Origin of the sequence: Corynebacterium sp. ACRQP, from assembly GCF_022345915.1 — a bacterium.
Taxonomy (GTDB): Bacteria; Actinomycetota; Actinomycetes; order Mycobacteriales; family Mycobacteriaceae; genus Corynebacterium; species Corynebacterium lehmanniae.
In genome coordinates this window covers 1-18,697 of the sequence record NZ_JAKRMZ010000018.1, presented here as the reverse complement: position 1 = coordinate 18,697, position 18,697 = coordinate 1, and the positions used below count along the sequence as shown (strand labels likewise).

Below are 18,697 nucleotides of genomic sequence, written 5' to 3'. Positions count from 1 at the left end.
TGGCAGGGGGGACTTTCTGCGGCTTCCTTGCTCTATCCGATTCTTCTCTACGCATTCGTTGCAGGCAGCGGGCGTCTCTATAAATGGGCTGAGGATGCCGCGCCGTAATCAATTGTTATGGGGCGTGTACGCGAGGGCCTTCACGATGTCGCAGGTTATTCCAACTGTGCTGACCTCGACGGAATCACTGAAAGGACCCATAGTGTTATGTTGCCTGCCGTTGGTCCCTGCGCGAGATCGAAGGGCTGGGCGGTGGAGTACAGCATGGGGTAATCGTACTCACGGACATTTCTAGTCAGGCGGCTTTGCTTTGATGGGCAGTGTCCTGCGAACTGGCCGATGCGCCTGCTTTATAACTCTTTATAACTACCCCAACCTATAAAGAGGTATAAAGCACCCATGCTGCCTTCCGCCGACGAAATCCTCGAGCGCGCCCACGTCGTCGCCCTGCCCATGGCCGTGAAATTCCGCGGCGTGACCACCCGCGAGGCCCTGCTCATCGACGGCCCCGCCGGCTGGGGCGAATTCTCCCCGTTCACCGAATACGGCCCGCAGGAGTCCGCCGCCTGGCTCGCGTCCGGCATCGAAGCCGCGTTCACGGGCCTGCCAGAAGCGCACGGGGAAGTCGAGGTCAACGGCACCATCCCGGCCGTGGAGGACGTCGAGCCGGTGCTCGCGCGCTACCCCGGCGTCACCACCTTCAAAATCAAGGTCGCCGAGAAGGGGCAGACGCTTGACGACGACCTCCGGCGCGTCGCCGCCGTCCGCAAGCTTCGCCCCGACGCGACACTGCGCGTGGACGCCAACCGCGGCTGGAGCGTCGACGAGGCCGTCGAGGCCGCCGAGAAGCTGGGGGAGCTGGAATACATCGAGCAGCCCTGCGCCACCGTGGAGGAACTCGCGGAGGTTCGACGGCGCACCAAGACACCGATTGCGGCGGACGAGTCCATCCGACGCGCCGCCGACCCGTACCGTGTGGCCGAGCTCGGGGCGGCTGATGTGGCGGTGTGCAAGGTCGCGCCGTTAGGTGGCGTCGATAGGCTTCTGCGGATTGCCCGCGACCTGCGTCTCGGTGTGACCGTGGCCAGCGCGCTGGACACCGCCGTCGGGATGGACGCGGGGCTGGTGGCCGCGAAACTCGCCGGCTCGCGCGCGGCGGGGCTGGCCACGCAGCGGCTGTTTGTCGAAGACGTCGCCGAGCCGCGCGAGATCGTGCGCGGACGCATGGCCGTTTCCCGCACTACCCCCGATCCGGACAGGCTGCACGCGCTGCGTGCGCCCGCCGAGCGCTGCGACTGGTGGTTCGACCGCGTCCGCGCCTGCATAGACGTACTGCGGCAAGACCCCCGAAACCGGGTGTAATTTCGGAAACAGGTGTGGGGAATAGGGGGTGTCCGCTAATCTTTCGCCCATGTCGACTCCCGTACTCCACGAATCCGCCGCACTTTCCGACGGCGACCTGGCCAAATCGCCCGAACCCGGCGAGTGGCGCCGCCAGCTCATCGGCCTGATCACCGGCGTGGTGCTGGCTGTGCTTGTCTACATCTTCTTCCCCTCTGGCGCGGCGGACACCGTCGCCCAGTCCTCTGGCGCGAAGGAAGGCGTGGAGTACTCCGCGGACACCATGCGCATCGTCGCCGCCACCACTGTGCTCATGGGCGCGTGGTGGATGACCGAGGCGATCCCGCTGGCCGCCACCGCGCTGCTGCCCATCGCCGTGTTCCCGCTGGCAGGAGTCGCGCCGTTTAAAGACGTCTCCTCGCCGTACGCCTCCGCGACGATCTTCCTGTTCATGGGCGGATTCCTCATGGCGTTGGGCCTGCAGCGCTGGAACCTGCACCGCCGCCTGGCGCTGATGGTGGTCAAGGTGGTGGGCACCAGCCCGAAGCGCATCATCTTGGGCTTCATGATCGCCACCGGGTTTATGTCCATGTGGGTGTCCAACACCGCCACCGCCGTGGTGATGCTGCCCATCGGCACCTCCGTGCTCATGCTCACCGCGGACACCGTCGGCGGCATGGCCAACCAGAAGAAGTTCGCCACCGCGCTGATGCTGGCGATCGCGTACTCGGCGTCGATTGGCTCGCTGGCAACGCTCATCGGTACTCCGCCGAATGCGCTGCTCAAGGGCTACATGGAAGAAGCACACGGCATTGTCATCGGCTTCGGCGAGTGGATGCTGGTGGGCCTGCCGGTGGCCGTGCTGTTTACCTTCATCGCGTGGTGGGTGCTCATCACCGTGTTCAAGCCGGAGGTGGACAACATCCCGGGTGGGCGCGAACTCATCGACGACGAGCTGAAGAAGCTCGGCCCCTGGACCTTCCCCCAGGTCGCCGTCGGCGTGATCTTCCTGGTGGCCGCCCTGGCGTGGATCTTCATCCCGCTGGGCATCAACCAGTTTGGCTGGGACTTCCCGTACGACGACGCCATCGTGGGCATCATCGCCGGCCTGCTCATGTTCATCGTGCCGGGCACGTCCAACGGCAAGCGCCTTTTGGACTGGGAGACGGCCAACGAGATGCCGTGGGATGTGCTGCTGCTGTTCGGCGGCGGCCTGTCCCTGTCCGCCATGTTCACCGCCACCGGCCTGTCCCTGTGGATCGGCGAGAAGGCGAAGGGTCTGTCGTCGCTGCCGATGTTCCTGCTCATCCTCGCCGTCGCAGCGCTCGTGCTGATTTTGACGGAGCTGACCTCCAACACCGCCACGGCGGCGACCTTCCTGCCCATCATGGGCGGCGTGGCAGTGGGCATCGGGCTTACCGACGCCACGGAGATGAACGTCATGCTCCTCGCCATCCCGGTAGCACTGGCCGCCACCTGTGCGTTCATGCTGCCGGTGGCGACCCCGCCGAACGCGATCGCGTACTCCTCCGGCTACGTCACCATGGGCGAGATGATCAAGGGCGGCGTCTGGCTCAACGCCATCGCCATGGTGCTGATCACGCTGGCGACCTACTTCATCGCCGTGCCTGTGTTCGGGCTGGTGCTGTAAGCCCCGAATCTGCTGCGACACTTCCGCGCCCCGTCAAGAGCTTTTGGCGGGGCGCGCTAGTGTATTTCGCATGGATAACGAGACGAGACAGTACGGCCCCCAGGGTGGCGAGCCGCGCCGCGAGCGGCCCCGGCAGTACTTCCCGGACCAGTCCCAAAACCAGTACCAGCAACCGCAGGCGCAGCCCCGCTACGAGGAGCGCTACACCCAGCCCGCCTACGAGCAGCAGCAATACCAGCAGCCCTACCAGGACCCGTACTACGACAACGGGTATGAGCCGGAGCCGGAGAAGGGCACGTCGGCAGGCGCGATTGCGCTCGGCGTGTTCGCGGCGCTGAGCTTCATCGCCGCGGTGGTGCTGGCCGTGCTGTGGCGCGGCGCGGCGGCGGAGGCGAACAAGCCGCCGGTGACGGAGACCAGCACCATCGTGCAAACCACCACCGAGCGCGAGACGAAGACGGAGACCACCACCAAGTTCCCGTCCATTTTCCGCGACCGGGACAACCCCACCGCCACGCTGGAGCCGACCGAGCCGGCTCCGGATCCGAACGAGATTGAGCGCGAGATCCGCGACGGCGCCCGCGACATTCTGGACCAGCTGCGCGGCGGCGCGGACGAGTACCTACAGGAGCAGTAGATGGCAGCTATGGAGATTGCGGCGGCGGTGGCGGAGCTCGTCGCCAAGCATTGCACCGATGTGGTCATGAGCCCGGGCTCGCGCAACTCGCCGCTGGCCTACGCGCTTTTGGCGCGCCGCGACGTGCGGGTGCACATGCGTATCGACGAGCGCTCCGCCGCGTTTACCGCCCTCGGTTTGGCACGTGTGCAGCGCCGCCACGTCGGCGTGGTGATGACCTCCGGCACCGCAGTCGCGAATGCGTACCCGGCGGTGATTGAAGCGCACATGTCCCACACCCCGCTCGCGGTGATCAGCGCGGACCGCCCGGAGCGCCTCGTCGGCACAGGCGCGTCGCAGACCATCTGGCAGCAGGGCATCTTCAGCCGCTACGCCGAGACGCAGCAGGTGCAATCGCTTGACGACGTCCACGCAGCCTCCTTTGCCACCCCCCAGGTCCACATCAACGTGGCCCTGGACACCCCGCTCGTGCCGGAGCAGCTGCCGGAACCGGTGGGGCAGCCGCGCCGGGTCGGGCCGGGTGCCCTCGAGGGCTCGCGCGGCTGGGAGGATCACGGCGTCGTGGACGTGGACCTGACCCGCAACACCCTGGTCATTGCCGGCGACGAGGCCTGGGAGGTGCCGGGGCTGGAGCACGTGCCCACCATCGCTGAGCCGACCGCGCCCACGCCGTTCCACCAGGTGCACCCGCTGGCCGCGCGATTTTTCGCCCAGTCCGAGGTGGCCATCTCCCACGACGGGGGCGACTTCGCTGCCGACACCAAGCCGGAGCAGGTCATCGTGGTGGGCCACCCGACGCTGCACCGCGACGTGATGGCGTTGTTGGCGGACCCGGACATCGAGGTCATCGGCATCTCGCGCACCGGGACGTTTACCGGCCAGCCGGACACACGCGGCTCGCGCGTCAACGCCACCGGCCAGCCCACGGACACGTGGCTGAAAATCTGCGAGGCCGCCGGCGACGTCGGCGCCGACACCGTGCGCCAGGCGCTCACCGAAGACGAGTTCGGGTTCACCGGCCTGCACGTCGCCGCCGCGGTGTGCGACACCCTCGGCGTGGGCGACACGCTGGTGCTCGGCTCGTCCAACCCGGTGCGCGACGCGTCGTTCGTGGGCATGCCCTTCGACGGGGTATCCACGTATGCCGCGCGCGGCGCCGCGGGCATCGACGGCACCGTCTCCCAGGCCGTCGGCGTGGCGCTTGCCACCCAGGCGCTGCGGCCCGACGAGATCCGCGCACCGCGTATCGTCGCCCTGATGGGGGATCTGACCTTTATCCACGAAGCCAACGGCCTGCTCATCGGGCCCGACGAGCCACGCCCGGGCAACCTCACCATCGTGGTGGCCAACGACGACGGCGGCGGCATCTTCGAAGCCCTCGAGCCGGGCGCGGACAACCTCCGCGGCGCGTTTGAGCGGGTGTTTGGCACGCCCCACGGCACGGACGTGGAGAAGCTGGCGGAAGCGTACGGGGCCGACTACCGCCGCGCCGACACCCTCGCCGAGCTCAACGAGGTGCTGCTGGAGCTCGAGGCCCAGCCAAACCCGATCACCGTCGTGGAGGCCGCCACCACCCGCACCACCCGTCGAGCGCTGGCGGCGCGCCTGAACCGATGAGGTGGCGCCGCCGCGCGCACCAGGTGGTGCTCGCGCTCTACGCGTTTGCCACCCTCGGCAGCGTCGCCATGGTCGCAGGCCCCGCGCTCAACGACGCCCGCATTCAAGCCAACCCCGGCCGCGGCACCGCCATCGTCACCGAAGCCGGACCCATGCGCACGTTCGTGGAGTACCAGACGGAAGACGGCCAGCTGGTCTCCCCGCCGCGCGGGCTGCTGTACCCGACCGGACTGGGGGAGGGGCAGCAGGTGTGGGTGACCTACGACAAAACCGACCCCGACCTTGTCAAGGTGGAGGGCCGCGGCTGGGCGCTGGCGCTTCTGCCCGCGTTGTCCACCTGGGCTGTGGTCACGCTCGTCGCCGCCGGGGCCTGGTTCGCCGTGGGCCGGTGGGTGCCGGAGGGGTAGAAAAAATTCATGTCCGGTTCAACCAGAATTGGTGGCAAGTTCGAATTGCAGTGGGAGAGTGCCTGATATGCGAGTGGGAATCGTGGCGGAGTCTTTCCTGCCCAACGTCAACGGAGTGACCAATTCGGTGCTGCGCGTGCTCGAGCACCTCAAGCGCGAAGGCCACGAGGCGATGGTGGTCGCGCCAGGCGCGCGCGACTTCCAGGACGAGATCCCGGACTACCTCGGCTTCGAGATCGTCCGCGTGCCCACTGTGATGGTCCCGCTGGTGGATTCGCTGCCGATCGGCGTGCCCACCACCACCGTCGCCGCGGCGCTTTCCCAGTTCAAGCCGGACATCATCCACCTGGCCAGCCCGTTCGTCCTCGGCGGGGCGGGCGCGTTCGCCGCGCGCCAGCTCGGGGTGCCGGCGGTGGCGCTTTACCAGACGGACGTCGCCGGCTTCGCCACCAAGTACCACCTGCCCATGGTGGCGAATTTGGCGTGGGACTGGACGCGCACGATTCACAATATGAGCGAGATGACGCTGGCGCCGTCGTCGAGCTATATCCGCATGCTCGAGTCCCACGGCATCAACAACGTGCGCCACTGGGGCCGCGGCGTGGACACCGAGCTGTTCAATCCGGCAAAGCGCTCCGACGTGCTGCGCCGCATGTGGGATCCCACGGGCGAGAAGAAGATCGTCGGCTTCGTGGGCAGGTTGGCCGCGGAGAAGTCGGTGCACCGCCTTGCCCCGCTTGTCGACGACCCTGCGGTCCAACTCGTCATCGTCGGCGACGGCCCGGAGCGGGATTGCCTTGCCGAGACCCTGCCTTCCGCCGTGTTCACCGGCGCGCTGTCCGGCGAGGAGCTCGCCCGCGCCTACGCGTCGCTGGACCTGTTCGTGCACACCGGCGAGTTTGAGACGTTCTGCCAGGCCATCCAGGAGGCGCAGGCCTCGGGCGTGCCGACGATCGGCCCGCGCGCCGGCGGCCCCATCGACCTGATTAAGCACGGAGACAACGGCCTGCTGCTTGAGGTGGACACCTTCGAAGACGAGCTGCCGGACGCCGCGCGCTGGATCCTCGACGACGCCCGCCACGCCAGCCTGCAGGCCGCCGCCCGCGAATCCGTGGCTGACAAGACCTGGGCCGCTCTCGGCGACCAGCTGCTGGGCTACTACACCGAGGTGCTGGAGACCTACGAGCGCAACGTGGTGCACCTGTTCGGCCGCGACGTGGCCCTGCCGCGCTGGGCGCCGGCACGCTTAGGCCAATCCCGCAGGCAAGCGCGGCGCGGCGATACCGCGTAGGCGCATGCGCGCCGCCAAGTAGAGTGGCGAGCATGTCCGTCGGCGACCTGTCCACCAGCACCCAGAACTACCTCAAAGGCATCTGGGCGCTTTCGGAGTGGTCAGATACGCCGGTGACGCCGTCGTCGGTGGCCAAGCACCTTGGACTGCGCAAATCCACCGTCTCCGACGGGGTGCGCAAGCTCGGCGAGCAGGGCCTGGTGGAACATAAGCCCTACGGCGCCGTCGAGCTGACCGACACAGGCCGCACGTACGCGGTGGCGATGATCCGCCGCCACCGCCTGATTGAAACGTTTTTGGTGGAGGCGTTGGGCTACACCTGGGACCAGGTGCACGACGAGGCCGAAAACCTCGAACACTCGGTGAGCGACTTCATGGTCGACCGTATCGACGCGTTTTTGGACTACCCCAGCCGCGACCCCCACGGCGACCCCATCCCCTCAGCCAGCGGCCGTGTCGACACCCCCGCGGCGGTGCCGCTGACCGGTGTGCAACCCGGGCACACGGCCACGATCGAGCGCATCGCGGACGACGACCCGAAGCTGCTGAAGTTCCTTGACAGCCATGGGCTCGTCGTCGGCGCAACCCTCGAGGTGGGAGAGGGTGCCCCTTACTCCGGCGCGGTCGCGGTCCGGCTTGCCGGCGCGGCGGAGGCGGTGCCGCTCGGCGAGGAAGCCACGGATTCCGTCTTCGTGCGCGTGGATGCGTAACGACGACCCCGCAGCACCCCATGCGGGCCGAACAGGTACACCACACCAAACACCACACCTTGGGCGAGCACAATCATGCCGCCAGAGGCTGTGTCCAGGTAGTAGGAGCAGTACAACCCCACGATTGCACACGCTGCCGACATGGTCGGGGCGATGACCAGCATCGTGCCGAACTTGTTGGTGAGCAGGTAGGCGGTCGCACCCGGGATGATCAGCATCGCCACCACCAGGATCACGCCAACGGCCTGGAGTGCCACCACTGACGTCAGCGCCAGCAGTGCCAGCAGGGCCGCACCGAGCAGGCGCGGATTCAACCCAATCGCGTGTGCATGGGTGGGATCGAACGCGTAGAGGGTGAAGTCGCGCCGCTTGAGCACCAGCACGCTCAACACGATCGCTCCCAGGATGGCCACCTGCAGCAGGTCCCCACGGGACACACCAAGCAGATTGCCGAAGATGATGTGGTTCAGATCCGTGTGCGAAGGGGTTACCGAAATGAGCACGAGCCCCAGCGCGAACATGGTGGTGAACACAATGCCAATGGCCGCATCCTCCTTCACCCGGGACGTATCGCGCACCAGCCCGATCAGTGCCACCGCAAGGAACCCGAACACCACCGCGCCGACGGCAAACGGCACGCCCAGAATGTAGGCCAGCACCACGCCGGGCAGGACAGCGTGGCTTACCGCATCGCCCATCAGCGACCAGCCAACCAACACCAGCCAGCACGACAACAGCGCGCAGACAATCGACGCCACCAGCGAGGTCGCAAGCGCACGCATCATGAACTCGTACCCAAACGGCTCCGTAAGCAGCGCAATCATGCTGACACCCCCATACCGAAGCCCTGTACCAAATTGTCCGGCTCTAACACCACTTCAGTCGGGGCGTGCATCAACACCCGGCGGTTCAACAGCACTGTCTCCGGCGCGAGCTGGGGCAAGGCAACCAGGTCGTGCGTCACCACAAAAATAGTGGTGCCTTCTGCCGCGAGGTCACGCAGCAGCTCAGTGATGGTGGCCTCGGAATGTTTGTCCACGCCGGCGAAGGGTTCGTCGAGAAGCATGATGCTCGCACCCTGAGCGATACCGCGGGCGATGAAGGCACGCTTCTTCTGGCCACCCGAAAGCTGACCGATCTGGCGGTCTGCGAACGACTCAAGGTGGGTGCGCTCAAGCGCGCGATCCACAGCCGCAATGTCCTCCGCACGCGCGTGGCGGGTAAAGCCCATGTGGCCGTAGCGGCCCATCATGACCACATCACGCACTGTGACCGGGAACTGCCAGTCCACGTCCTCGCTCTGCGGGACGTAGCCCAGCACCTGCGTCTTGCGGGCGCGCATGGGGTCGATGCCGTTGATACGAACCGTGCCGCGATCCGGCTTGACCAACCCCATGATCGCCTTGAGTAGCGTGGATTTGCCCGCGCCGTTCATCCCGATCAGCCCACAGATACGGCCTGGTTGGACGCTCAAAGTTGCGCCGTCGAGCGCGACGACGTCGCCGTAGCGCACCGCAACATCGTCAACCGCGATTGCGGGGATCACTGCTTGCCCCCGTTCAAACCGTCGATGATCACCTTCGTGTCGTGGCGAATCAGATCCAGGTAGGTCGGCACCGGACCGTTTTCCTCAGAAAGCGAATCGACGTAGAGGGTGCCGCCGTACTCCGCGCCGGTGGCCTTCACGACCTGCATCATCGGCGCGTTAGAGACCGTGGATTCACAGAACACAGACGGGACGTTGTTTTCCTTCACAAACTCGATCGCGCCGGCGATCTGCTGCGGGGTGGCTTCCTGCTCAGCGTTGACCGGCCAGATGTAGCGCTCGGTCAACTTCGCGTCGCGAGCCAGATAGGAGAACGCACCTTCGCAGGTGACCAAGGCGCGCTGCTTGTCGGGGACAGCGGCGAGCTTGGTTTCCAGCTCGTCTTGCACAGCCTGCAGTTCCTGCTTGTATGTTTCGCCGTTGGCCTTGAAATCATCGGCGTGCTCCGGGTCGAGTTCGCTGAACGCGTCGACGATGTTGTCCACGTACTTCTGCACGTTCACCGGACTCATCCAGGCGTGCGGGTTGGGCTTGCCGGCGTAGGCGTCCTCCGCGATGTCGATCGGGTCGACACCTTCGCTGACCACGGCGTGGGGCACGTCCAGGTCGGCGACGAACTGGGAGAACCAGTTTTCCAGGTTCATGCCGTTGTCCAGGATCAGGTCGGCGTCGGAGGCGCGCGAGATGTCGCCCGGGGTGGGCTCGTAGCCGTGGATTTCCGCGCCGGGTTTGGTGATGGACTCCACCCGCAGGTGGTCGCCGGCGACGTTCGAAGCGATGTCCTGGATCACCGTGAACGTGGTGAGTACCACGGGGGTGTCTTTGCCGCCTGCGGCGTCGGCGCTGTCCTGCGAACAGCCTGCGAGGCCGGCAGTTAGCGCAGCCGTGGCGGCGAGCGCGAGCACCTTGGATTTCAGCATGTTGGTCCTTTTCTTTCTGTGTACTTTTCCGTGCGGTTAGAGAAGCGGCGGCGGGCCGACGCGGTGGGACGTGGCAATGAATCGGTCGAGCTTTTCCGGGGATTCGTCGTGCAGGTAGACGGCGAGCAGCCGCATCAGGTTGAGCGTGACGTCTTCCGGGTTGGCGCTGGAGCGCACGAGCCGCGCGGACGCGAGGTAGTCGCCTTCGCGGGCGGTCTCGAACAATGCGATGGCTTCGAGCCATGCGCCCATGTTGGAGTCATCAAGTCCCATACCGGCGAATAATAAAGTTCGGCACGCCGAACTTGCAAGTGTTGTGTTGTCGTACGGCCTCCGTTTGTGGGTGGCAAAGTAGACTTGCGCACCATGGCCAAGGCGGATCTGGAGAAAAAGCCCTTCGACGTTGCCGGCATGTTCGACGACGTGGGCAAAAATTACGACAAAACAAACACTGTGCTGTCGTTCGGCCTGGACAAGTACTGGCGACGCCGCACGCGCGAGCGCCTCAACCTGCAGCCCGGCGAGCTCGTGCTGGATCTCGCCGCCGGCACCGCCGTGTCCACCGTGGAGCTGGGCAAGTCCGGCGCGTGGGTGGTTGCCTGCGACTTTTCCCAGGGCATGCTCGCCGCCGGCAAGGACCGCGACGTGCCCAAGGTCGTCGGCGACGCGATGCACCTGCCGTTCGCCGATGGCACCTTCGACGCGGTGACCATCTCCTACGGGCTGCGCAACGTCCACGACTTCGAGGCGGGCCTGCGCGAGATGGCGCGCGTGACCAAGCCGGGCGGGCGTCTGGCCGTCAACGAGTTCTCCACCCCCGTCGTGCCGGGTTTCCGCACGCTGTACAAGGAGTACCTGCCGCTAGCGGTGCCGGCGCTGGCGAAGCTATTTTCCTCCAATGCGGAGGCCTACGAGTACCTCGCCGAATCCATCCGCGCCTGGCCGGGCCAGGAAGAGCTCGCCGCGGCGATTAACGCCAACGGCTGGGCCGATGCCGGCTGGCAGAACCTCACCGGCGGTATTGTCGCGCTGCACAGCGCGGTCAAGCCTGCCTAGCGCACGTCCCAAAGCGGCTGGTCGCCCGACACCGCCCGCGCGCCCTTGCCCGCGGCACGCCACAGCCTTGCGACGAGGTCCGTATCCTCCTCAGTCACCAGATTGCCCATCAGCCGCGCCGCCGCCGGCATGAGGTAGCGCCCGCCCAGCCCGCGCAGCGCCACCGGGCCCGCCAGCGGCAAAAACTGTGGGTAGGTGAGCAGACGCGCCAGGGTGCGGGCCAGGGTGAACGCCTCGCCGTAGTGCTCGCGCAGAAGCGCCGGCCACGCGAGCGTGAGGTCCCCGCCGTCCGCGATCAGCTCGACGGCGGCGACCGCCGTTTCCAGCCCGTAGTCGATGCCCTCGCCGTTGAGCGGGTTCACGCACGCCGCGGCGTCGCCGACCAGCGCCCAGTTCGGCCCCGCCACGTTGGACACCGCCCCGCCCATCGGCAGCAGCGCCGAGGCGACCGACTGCTCCGGGGCGAGCTGCCACGCCTCGCGCTGCTGCGAGGCGTACAGGGCGAGCAGCTTCTTCGTGTTCACCTTCGCCGGGCGCGCGTCCGTGGACAGTGCGCCGCAGCCGAGGTTCACGGTGCCGTCGCCGAGTGGGAAGATCCAGCCGTAGCCGGGCTGGATCACCCGGTCGGCGTCGCGGAGCTCCACGTGCGAGTGCATCCACGGCTCGTCCGCATACGGAGACGCGCAGTAGGAGCGCGCCGCGATCCCGTAGACCTGCCCGCGGTGCCACTTTCGCCCCAGCAGCTTGCCGAAGGGGGAGCGCACCCCGTCCGCCACGATCACCCAGCGGGCGCGGACCACGCCGCCGGAAGTCTCCACCGCGCTGATCGCCCCGTCGCTGAAACGCACCCCCGTCGCGGCGCAGTCGTGGCGGACGGTGGCGCCGGCGAGCGAAGCTTCGTCGACAAGCATGGCGTCGAATTTCGCGCGCGGGGACGCGGACCCCTCGCCGCGCGGCCACGGCGCGACCACATCGCCGCCGAAGCCGTGCAGCTTCAGCCCGAAGTTGCGGTACGCGGGCACCTCAAGCCCCAGGCGCGCAAGCGTATCGACGGCCCGCGGCGTGAGCCCGTCCCCGCAGGTTTTGTCGCGGCGGGGGGATTGCGCGTCGAGAAGCAGGGTGCTCATGCCGGCCCTTTGCGCGGCGATCGCGGCGGCGGAACCCGCAGGGCCTGCGCCCACAACGACGAGGTCGAACAACTCACTCACGCGCCACATTCTGCCAGCGCCACCCGCAAGTGCACCCGGCGGGGTAATTGGGCTACGGTTAGTGCGTTACACATGGGCCCATCCAACCTGCAAGGACGTTATCTATGACGTACGGCACCACTCCGTCACCGCGCCACGGATTCAACCTGGACCTGGGCGACGACGCGCTCAACACCCGGCTCAACACCGGGCTCGAAGCGGTGGAGGAGCTGCTGATTACGGAACTTTCCCGCGGGGAGAGCTTCCTCACCGACAAAGTCACCCACCTGGCCAAAGCTGGCGGCAAACGCTTCCGCCCCATGATGGCGCTGCTGTGCAGCGAGTTCGGGCCGAACCCCGGCACCGAAAACGTCATCCGCGGGGCAGCGGTGACCGAGATGGTGCACCTGGCCACGCTCTACCACGACGACGTCATGGACGAAGCCGAGCGCCGCCGCGGCGTGGCATCCGCCAACACCCGGTGGACCAACACCGTGGCCATCCTCGCCGGCGACATCCTGTTCGCCCACGCGTCGCGCCAGATGGCGCTCATGGACCTCGACACCGTGGCCCACTTCGCCGACACGTTCTCCGAGCTGGTCACCGGCCAGATGCGCGAAACCGTCGGCGCGGACGGCGCGGGCGCCGCAGACCCGGTGGAGCACTACCTGAAGGTCATCGAGGAAAAGACCGGTGTGCTCATCTCCTCGGCCGCCTACCTGGGCGCACGCCACGCCGGCGCCTCCGACGAGGTGGTGGCGCGCTGCTCCCGCATCGGCGACGCGGTGGGCATGGTCTTCCAGATCGTCGACGACATCATCGACATCTTCTCCGACCCCGAACAGTCCGGAAAGACCCCCGGCACCGACCTGCGCGAGGGCGTGTTCACCCTGCCAGTGCTCTACGCGCTCGAGGAGGACTCGCCCGCCGGCGAGGCGCTGCGCGGCCTGCTCACCGGCCCACTGACCGACGACGCGGACGTCGCCCGGGCGCTCGAACTGCTCGGCCAGACCCGCGGACGCGAGCGCGCCCTGGAGACCGTGCGCGGCTACGTCGACGACGTCGAGCGCGAACTCGACGCCCTGCCGGACGGCCCCGCCCGCGAAGCGCTTCGCACCATGACCCGCCTGACCGTCGAACGAGTCGGTTAACCAGCCGATTTGCACCGATCGCGGGGCGGTGTTGTAAGGTAAATCCCGCACTTTGAACGTGCTTGCCAGGTTGCCCGAGCGGCCAAAGGGAGCGGACTGTAAATCCGCCGGCATTGCCTTCAGAAGTTCGAATCTTCTACCTGGCACCACACACAAACCCCGTCGGTTTCACCGGCGGGGTTTCGTCGTTAAGCAATTGCTTCACGACGCCTAAAGTGCGCACCGTAACCGTCTAAAAACCCGCAACTGCCTGGCGATTTGTGTTTGAAAACAACATCAGGTTAATCTTTCCAAGGCTTCAACGGAGCGGGTCAGAGCGAAAGCGAAGATTCACAACACAGAGGCTGTGCCCCCTTAGCTCAGTCGGCAGAGCGTTTCCATGGTAAGGAAAAGGTCGACAGTTCGATTCTGTCAGGGGGCTCTGTTGTTTGCTAGGGCCTTTTGGCCCGGCGAACACCAGGGCGGTGTAGCTCAGTGGTAGAGCAAGCGACTCATAATCGCTGTGTCGAGAGTTCAATTCTCTCCATCGCTACTCACCTCAAACGGGAGCCGAAAGGTGACCGTGGTAGGGTTAGGCGCACTTGAACGAGTGCCCTAGGGGCGTGGCGCAATTGGTAGCGCAACGGTCTCCAAAACCGTAGGTTGCAGGTTCGAGTCCTGTCGCCCCTGCCAAAACAACCTGGAGGAGTTTTTGTGACTAACCCCAACGGTCAAAACCCCGCACAGCCGACCGGCAAGCGTCAGCTGCGTGGGGCTTCTCCCGTTTCCTCCGAGGGCTACGAAGCGAAGCGTGCCCCCGTCGCCGACGACGCGGACGAGAAGGACGGCTCCAGCGTCGCCGCCTTCCCGGGTGAAGTCGTCTCCGAGATGAACAAAGTCATCTGGCCGACCGGCAAGCAGATGCTCAACTACACCCTCATCGTGTTTGCGTTCCTGATCGTGCTGACCATCTTCGTGTGGGGCACCGACGCGCTGGCATCGTGGCTGATTCGCTGGATCTTCATCCGCTAGGTACAATTCAACGCGCACAAACTTTTCCCGCCGCCTCGGACGCCGAGGAGGGCGGGATAATTTTTGCCCCGGTACCCTGGGGCGCACACGTTTCGACGGATGAGGAGACAAAGCCATGACTGAGGCAAACAAAGACGTTCAAGGCGCCATCGAGAACAACGAGCAGGAAATGATCGACGAGGGCGCGCCCGTGCAGCCGTCCACCGACCCGGCCCTCAGCGGCGGCGACGACGACCCGGCCGGCACCGAGGGCGGTGACTCCTCCGACGAGGAGAGCGACAGTAGCAGCGACGCTGATGCTGCGGACGCGGACGACGCTGGCGCGGAGCTAAGCGACGCCGAGGTGCAGGACGCGGCGCAGGACGCCGTCGACGCTGAGGCGGACGAGGCGGCAGACGCTGCGACCGACGCCGACGGTGCCGTCGAGGAGCCGGTCCAGGAGACTGACCTCAACGCCGTCGAAGGCGAGGCTGATGCTGACGCCAATTCCGACAGCGAGTACAAGCGCCGCCTGCGCGAGTACACCCGCGAGCTGAAGAAGCAGCCGGGCGACTGGTACATCATCCAGTCCTACTCCGGCTACGAAAACAAGGTAAAGACCAACCTGGAGATGCGTTCCCAGACCCTCGAGGTCGAGGACTCCATCTACGAGGTTGTCGTGCCCATCGAGCAGGCCATCGAGAACAAGGACGGCAAGAAGAAGCTGGTCAAGCGCAAGCTTCTGCCGGGCTACGTGCTTGTGCGCATGGACATGAACGACGCTGCCTGGTCCGTGGTCCGCGAGACCCCGGGTGTGACCTCGTTCGTGGGCAATGAGGGTAATGCGACGCCGGTGAAGCACCGGGACGTCGCTAAGTTCTTGCTTCCCAAGTCCGCCGCAACCGGTGCGAAGCCGGAGGTCAACGCCGAGGGCGAGACCGTCGTGGCGATGCCGGAGGAAGAGGCGCCGAAGAAGCTCGCGCACGACTACAAGGTTGGCGAGGCTGTCACGATCCTCTCCGGCGCGCTGGCGAGCGTGTCCGCCACCATCAACGCGATCGACCCGGAGACCGGCAAGATCGAGGCGCTGGTGTCCATCTTCGGCCGCGAGACCCCGGTGGAGCTGACCGCCGACCAGATCGAGCGCATCATGTAGGAGCGTTTTGCTTCTCGACGTCCTCACGGCGTATCCTAATTCGTCGCGCGTGCACGCACGCGCGACGTTTTCAATTCTTGTAAATCCCCGGTGGCTGGGTCTACCCCCGGCATCCGGAAGCCCCGCGGCAGCTCATCGTGGCTGCGGGTGCTGTAACTAGGAGGTACTGCGATGGCAAAGAAGAAGGTCACCGGCCTGATCAAGCTGCAGATCGAAGCAGGCATGGCCAACCCGGCCCCGCCGGTCGGTCCGGCCCTGGGTGCGCACGGCGTCAACATCGTCGAGTTCACCAAGGCCTACAACGCCGCAACCGAGTCCATGCGCGGCAACATCGTGCCGGTGGAGATCACGGTCTACGAAGACCGCTCCTTCGACTTCATCCTGAAGTCCCCGCCGGCAGCGTCGCTGCTGCTGAAGGCTGCAGGCCTGAAGAAGGGCTCCGGCGTCCCGCACACTGACAAGGTTGGCAAGGTCACCTGGGAGCAGTGCAAGGAGATCGCCGAGACCAAGAAGAACGACCTCAACGCCCGCGACATCGAGGCAGGTGCTGCGATCATCGCTGGTACTGCCCGTTCCATGGGTATTGACGTCGAGAAGTAAAGAGCTTCACGTGGAAGGGCCGTAAGCCAGGCCCGCAAACCACAACTCCTGAAAGGAACCCAACATGGCTAAGAAGTCCAAGCACTACATCGAGCAGCTGGCGAAGGTCGACCGCGACAGCTTCTACCACCCGCTCGACGCCGTCACGCTTGCGAAGGAGACCTCCTCCGACAAGTACGACGCAACCATCGACGTTGCAATGCGCCTGTCCGTCGACCCGCGCAAGGCCGACCAGCTGGTTCGCGGCACCGTCAACCTGCCGCACGGCACCGGTAAGACCGTCCGCGTCGCTGTCTTCGCCGAGGGCGAGAACGCAACCAAGGCGCAGGAGGCTGGCGCGGACATCGTCGGCACCGACGAGCTGATCGAGCAGATCAACGCAGGCACCATCGACTTCGACGTGGCTATCGCTACGCCGGACCAGATGGCCAAGGTCGGCCGCGTCGCCCGCGTGCTGGGCCCGCGTGGTCTGATGCCGAACCCGAAGACCGGCACCGTCACCCCGGACGTGGCTAAGGCTGTCGCCGACTCCAAGGGCGGCAAGATCGCCTTCCGCGTGGACAAGGCGTCCAACCTGCACGCCATCATCGGCAAGGCGTCGTTTACCCCGGAGCAGCTCGCTGAGAACTACGGCGCGCTGCTCGACGAGGTCATCCGCCTGAAGCCGGCGTCCGCCAAGGGCATCTACCTGAAGAAGATCACCGTCTCCGCTACCCAGGGCCCGGGTGTTCCGGTGGACACCTCCGTGGAGAAGAACTACGCCACCAAGTAGTTCGTCTTCTTTCGCGCGCGCCGAATCGCCGTCGTCCGTTGTTGGGCGGCGGCGTTTCGCGTTGTTAGGGGCCTGTGCTTCGGGGTCCGAAGAGTTGGTCGAGTGCTCCGCGGTCGGTGTTTCTCAGGTGGTACCCGCGTGGTGAGACCCACCAGGGTGCGCCTCTGATCATGGCGATGCGGCCGCGGGATTTGCGCCAGGGGTCGTCGTCGTTGATGCGGTTGTGGTAGCGGCACAGCGGCACCAGGTTGTTCATGTTGGTGTAGCCGCCGTGTTTCCACGCATCCACGTGGTGAATCTCGGCACCGTACGCCCCGTGCCTACACCCGGGGAAGGCGCACACGGGTGAGACCATGCAGGCCATGTCGCGCTGCTTCTGGTTGGCGAAACGCTCGGTGTCGTAGAGGTTCACCGCCCCTTCCTCCGGGTGGAAGGCGGCAACCTCCAAGGCCTCGCCGAACTCTTGCTGCATGTACTCCGCCCCGGTCATGGTGGTGCCGTCAGTCAAGGTGAGGATGACGTCGTCGCCGTCACCGGCCATGATGCGTGCGTGCTCCGAAATCGGCACCATCACAATGGGCCTGGGTGCCGCGGCGACGACCCCGCCGGTTTTGCCTTCGACGATGCGCCAGAACGCCTCCTCCATCTGGGGTGCTGCCGGCAGTGTGGCGTCGATGCCTTGCTTGAGGCGGTGTTCGAGGTCTGCGGCTTTGCGGTCGGTGGTGTCGATGGTGATGCGCGCCCGCCCGTTCTTCGGTGCGGAGAACGCGACTTGTTTCTTTGTCGGGCTGTCATCGTCGCGGGGCACCAACTCGCGTGCGGCGCGCTCAATCGCGCGGTACCCGCCTTCAACGTCCAACAAGGCCAGGCGAAGCCGCCACCGCTTCCCAAGATCCTTCACACCGCCGACGCGGCGTTCAATCAGCGCGAGCTCGTCCAGGGAGAACCCGCGGGCCTTCTGTACTGCCAAGGCCTGCTTCCGGGTGAATTTCGTCGGCCCGTAGTACACCTTCTGCATCCCGTCCCACGCGCGCGCCCGATCCGGCGCCATCCCAGCGCCCAACGCAACAGGCAGGTCGAAGTGCCGCAGCGTCTCCATGGATGCTGCGGCCATCGCCTCGATAAACGCGTCGAACGGGTTCATGCCACGAACACTAAACAGCACACAACCCCGCACAACCCCCGAACCAAAATCTGTGGATAACTCGCCACACCAGTAACAACGTTGTCCACAGCCGGACAAGACCCTTGCGTTTTCCCCGTGATGGGGGTAAATTTCCCGCGCCAATAGCTATTGAAACTAATCTCCATTAAGTGTTGAAAAGAGTTTTCATTAGTTTGGTGGTGTTCCTACTCGCGGTGCTGGGCATCACGCCGGCGCACGCGCAGGTGCAGCGCTTGGATCAAGGCCACATCGATGCGTTCAACGTCACGGCGGACGGCGGCGAGCTGACCTTGGACCTGAAGGAAGACGCCACCGGCAGCCACGTGCGCCACGCTCCGGAGGACGTGGAATTGGTCGTCGGCCAGGATGCGTACACGGAGTGTTCAAAAGACCGAAATGGTAGCGGTGTGGTGAGTATCCGGTAGCGGCTGAGTGAGTACCCGGTAGCGGAGGCTCACCCGGGCTCGGCACCGGCGGCGAGCCGGTCAAGGATTCTGGGA

19 protein-coding genes, 4 tRNA genes and 1 pseudogene are annotated in these 18,697 nt (G+C 65.8%); 18 read left to right on the top strand and 6 right to left on the bottom strand.

What is annotated here, in order from left to right; all coding sequences use genetic code 11:
• Window positions 1–399 precede the first annotated feature (399 nt).
• The 7 genes from MHY23_RS08175 to MHY23_RS08145 all read left to right on the top strand — a co-directional run bounded on the left by MHY23_RS08175 (window position 400) and on the right by MHY23_RS08145 (window position 7,654).
• Window positions 400–1,362, top strand: a complete 963-nt coding sequence (locus MHY23_RS08175) for an o-succinylbenzoate synthase (RefSeq protein WP_239307134.1) — start codon at window positions 400–402, stop codon at window positions 1,360–1,362.
• 49 nt (window positions 1,363–1,411) lie between these two features.
• Window positions 1,412–2,992 (top strand): DASS family sodium-coupled anion symporter, encoded by a 1,581-nt coding sequence (locus MHY23_RS08170; RefSeq protein WP_239307133.1) that lies wholly within the window; start codon window positions 1,412–1,414, stop codon window positions 2,990–2,992.
• 70 nt (window positions 2,993–3,062) lie between these two features.
• On the top strand, window positions 3,063–3,629 hold the full coding sequence (locus MHY23_RS08165; RefSeq protein ID WP_239307132.1) for a hypothetical protein: 567 nt from the start codon (window positions 3,063–3,065) through the stop codon (window positions 3,627–3,629).
• On the top strand, window positions 3,630–5,246 hold the full coding sequence (menD, locus tag MHY23_RS08160) for a 2-succinyl-5-enolpyruvyl-6-hydroxy-3-cyclohexene-1-carboxylic-acid synthase (protein ID WP_239307131.1): 1,617 nt from the start codon (window positions 3,630–3,632) through the stop codon (window positions 5,244–5,246).
• Complete coding sequence (locus MHY23_RS08155) at window positions 5,243–5,653, top strand: DUF3592 domain-containing protein (RefSeq protein WP_239307130.1); 411 nt, start codon at window positions 5,243–5,245, stop codon at window positions 5,651–5,653. The genes menD and MHY23_RS08155 overlap by 4 nt, the downstream gene beginning before the upstream one ends.
• 67 nt (window positions 5,654–5,720) lie before the next feature.
• The gene (locus MHY23_RS08150; RefSeq protein ID WP_239307129.1) at window positions 5,721–6,944 is read left to right on the top strand and encodes a glycosyltransferase family 1 protein; all 1,224 of its coding nucleotides are present in this window, start codon (window positions 5,721–5,723) and stop codon (window positions 6,942–6,944) included.
• A gap of 32 nt (window positions 6,945–6,976) precedes the next feature.
• A complete protein-coding gene (locus tag MHY23_RS08145; RefSeq protein ID WP_070474791.1) occupies window positions 6,977–7,654 on the top strand; it encodes a metal-dependent transcriptional regulator in 678 nt (225 codons plus the stop codon).
• On the opposite strand, the gene MHY23_RS08140 is transcribed toward MHY23_RS08145, so the two are convergent.
• The 4 genes from MHY23_RS08140 to MHY23_RS08125 are packed head-to-tail and all read right to left on the bottom strand — an operon-like array spanning window position 7,555 to window position 10,393.
• Window positions 7,555–8,478, bottom strand: a complete 924-nt coding sequence (locus tag MHY23_RS08140) for a metal ABC transporter permease (RefSeq protein WP_051106251.1) — start codon at window positions 8,476–8,478, stop codon at window positions 7,555–7,557. The two genes, MHY23_RS08145 and MHY23_RS08140, sit on opposite strands and share 100 nt — an antisense overlap.
• Window positions 8,475–9,200, bottom strand: a complete 726-nt coding sequence (locus tag MHY23_RS08135; RefSeq protein WP_034997179.1) for a metal ABC transporter ATP-binding protein — start codon at window positions 9,198–9,200, stop codon at window positions 8,475–8,477. The genes MHY23_RS08140 and MHY23_RS08135 overlap by 4 nt, the downstream gene beginning before the upstream one ends.
• Complete coding sequence (locus MHY23_RS08130; RefSeq protein ID WP_066529067.1) at window positions 9,197–10,120, bottom strand: metal ABC transporter substrate-binding protein; 924 nt, start codon at window positions 10,118–10,120, stop codon at window positions 9,197–9,199. Before MHY23_RS08130 ends, MHY23_RS08135 begins: the two co-directional genes overlap by 4 nt.
• A 36-nt stretch (window positions 10,121–10,156) precedes the next feature.
• Window positions 10,157–10,393 (bottom strand): hypothetical protein, encoded by a 237-nt coding sequence (locus MHY23_RS08125; protein ID WP_038609556.1) that lies wholly within the window; start codon window positions 10,391–10,393, stop codon window positions 10,157–10,159.
• A gap of 93 nt (window positions 10,394–10,486) precedes the next feature.
• Here MHY23_RS08125 and MHY23_RS08120 point away from each other — a divergent pair, with 93 nt between their 5' ends.
• Entirely contained in the window at window positions 10,487–11,176 is a 690-nt protein-coding gene (locus MHY23_RS08120; RefSeq protein WP_239307128.1) for a demethylmenaquinone methyltransferase, read from the top strand.
• Here MHY23_RS08120 and MHY23_RS08115 read toward each other — a convergent pair.
• Window positions 11,173–12,393 (bottom strand): geranylgeranyl reductase family protein, encoded by a 1,221-nt coding sequence (locus MHY23_RS08115; protein WP_370645834.1) that lies wholly within the window; start codon window positions 12,391–12,393, stop codon window positions 11,173–11,175. The two genes, MHY23_RS08120 and MHY23_RS08115, sit on opposite strands and share 4 nt — an antisense overlap.
• Before the next feature lie 95 nt (window positions 12,394–12,488).
• Here MHY23_RS08115 and MHY23_RS08110 point away from each other — a divergent pair, with 95 nt between their 5' ends.
• From MHY23_RS08110 to rplA, 9 genes are all read left to right on the top strand, one after another.
• Window positions 12,489–13,514 (top strand): polyprenyl synthetase family protein, encoded by a 1,026-nt coding sequence (locus tag MHY23_RS08110; protein ID WP_239307126.1) that lies wholly within the window; start codon window positions 12,489–12,491, stop codon window positions 13,512–13,514.
• A 64-nt stretch (window positions 13,515–13,578) separates the two neighbouring features.
• Window positions 13,579–13,663 (top strand) — tRNA-Tyr (locus MHY23_RS08105).
• A gap of 199 nt (window positions 13,664–13,862) precedes the next feature.
• Window positions 13,863–13,935 (top strand) — tRNA-Thr (locus MHY23_RS08100).
• A 39-nt stretch (window positions 13,936–13,974) separates the two neighbouring features.
• A tRNA-Met gene (locus MHY23_RS08095) sits at window positions 13,975–14,046 on the top strand.
• A 64-nt stretch (window positions 14,047–14,110) separates the two neighbouring features.
• Window positions 14,111–14,186 (top strand) — tRNA-Trp (locus tag MHY23_RS08090).
• Between the two features lie 21 nt (window positions 14,187–14,207).
• On the top strand, window positions 14,208–14,525 hold the full coding sequence (gene secE / locus MHY23_RS08085; protein ID WP_181889763.1) for a preprotein translocase subunit SecE: 318 nt from the start codon (window positions 14,208–14,210) through the stop codon (window positions 14,523–14,525).
• Between the two features lie 115 nt (window positions 14,526–14,640).
• Window positions 14,641–15,660, top strand: a complete 1,020-nt coding sequence (gene nusG, locus MHY23_RS08080; protein WP_239307125.1) for a transcription termination/antitermination protein NusG — start codon at window positions 14,641–14,643, stop codon at window positions 15,658–15,660.
• Between the two features lie 171 nt (window positions 15,661–15,831).
• Window positions 15,832–16,260, top strand: coding sequence for a 50S ribosomal protein L11 (rplK, locus tag MHY23_RS08075; RefSeq protein WP_034997189.1), 429 nt, complete (start codon window positions 15,832–15,834; stop codon window positions 16,258–16,260).
• A 64-nt stretch (window positions 16,261–16,324) separates the two neighbouring features.
• Window positions 16,325–17,032 carry a 50S ribosomal protein L1 gene (gene rplA / locus MHY23_RS08070; RefSeq protein WP_181889764.1) on the top strand — a complete coding sequence of 236 codons (708 nt, stop codon included), beginning with the start codon at window positions 16,325–16,327 and terminating at the stop codon, window positions 17,030–17,032.
• A gap of 64 nt (window positions 17,033–17,096) precedes the next feature.
• Here rplA and MHY23_RS08065 read toward each other — a convergent pair whose 3' ends face one another.
• Window positions 17,097–18,176, bottom strand: coding sequence for an HNH endonuclease signature motif containing protein (locus MHY23_RS08065; protein ID WP_239307124.1), 1,080 nt, complete (start codon window positions 18,174–18,176; stop codon window positions 17,097–17,099).
• Window positions 18,177–18,364: 188 nt separating this feature from the next.
• On the opposite strand from MHY23_RS08065, the pseudogene MHY23_RS08060 reads away from it, so the two are divergent.
• Window positions 18,365–18,577: pseudogene (locus MHY23_RS08060) on the top strand (hypothetical protein); the annotation flags it as partial.
• Window positions 18,578–18,697: the final 120 nt, after the last annotated feature.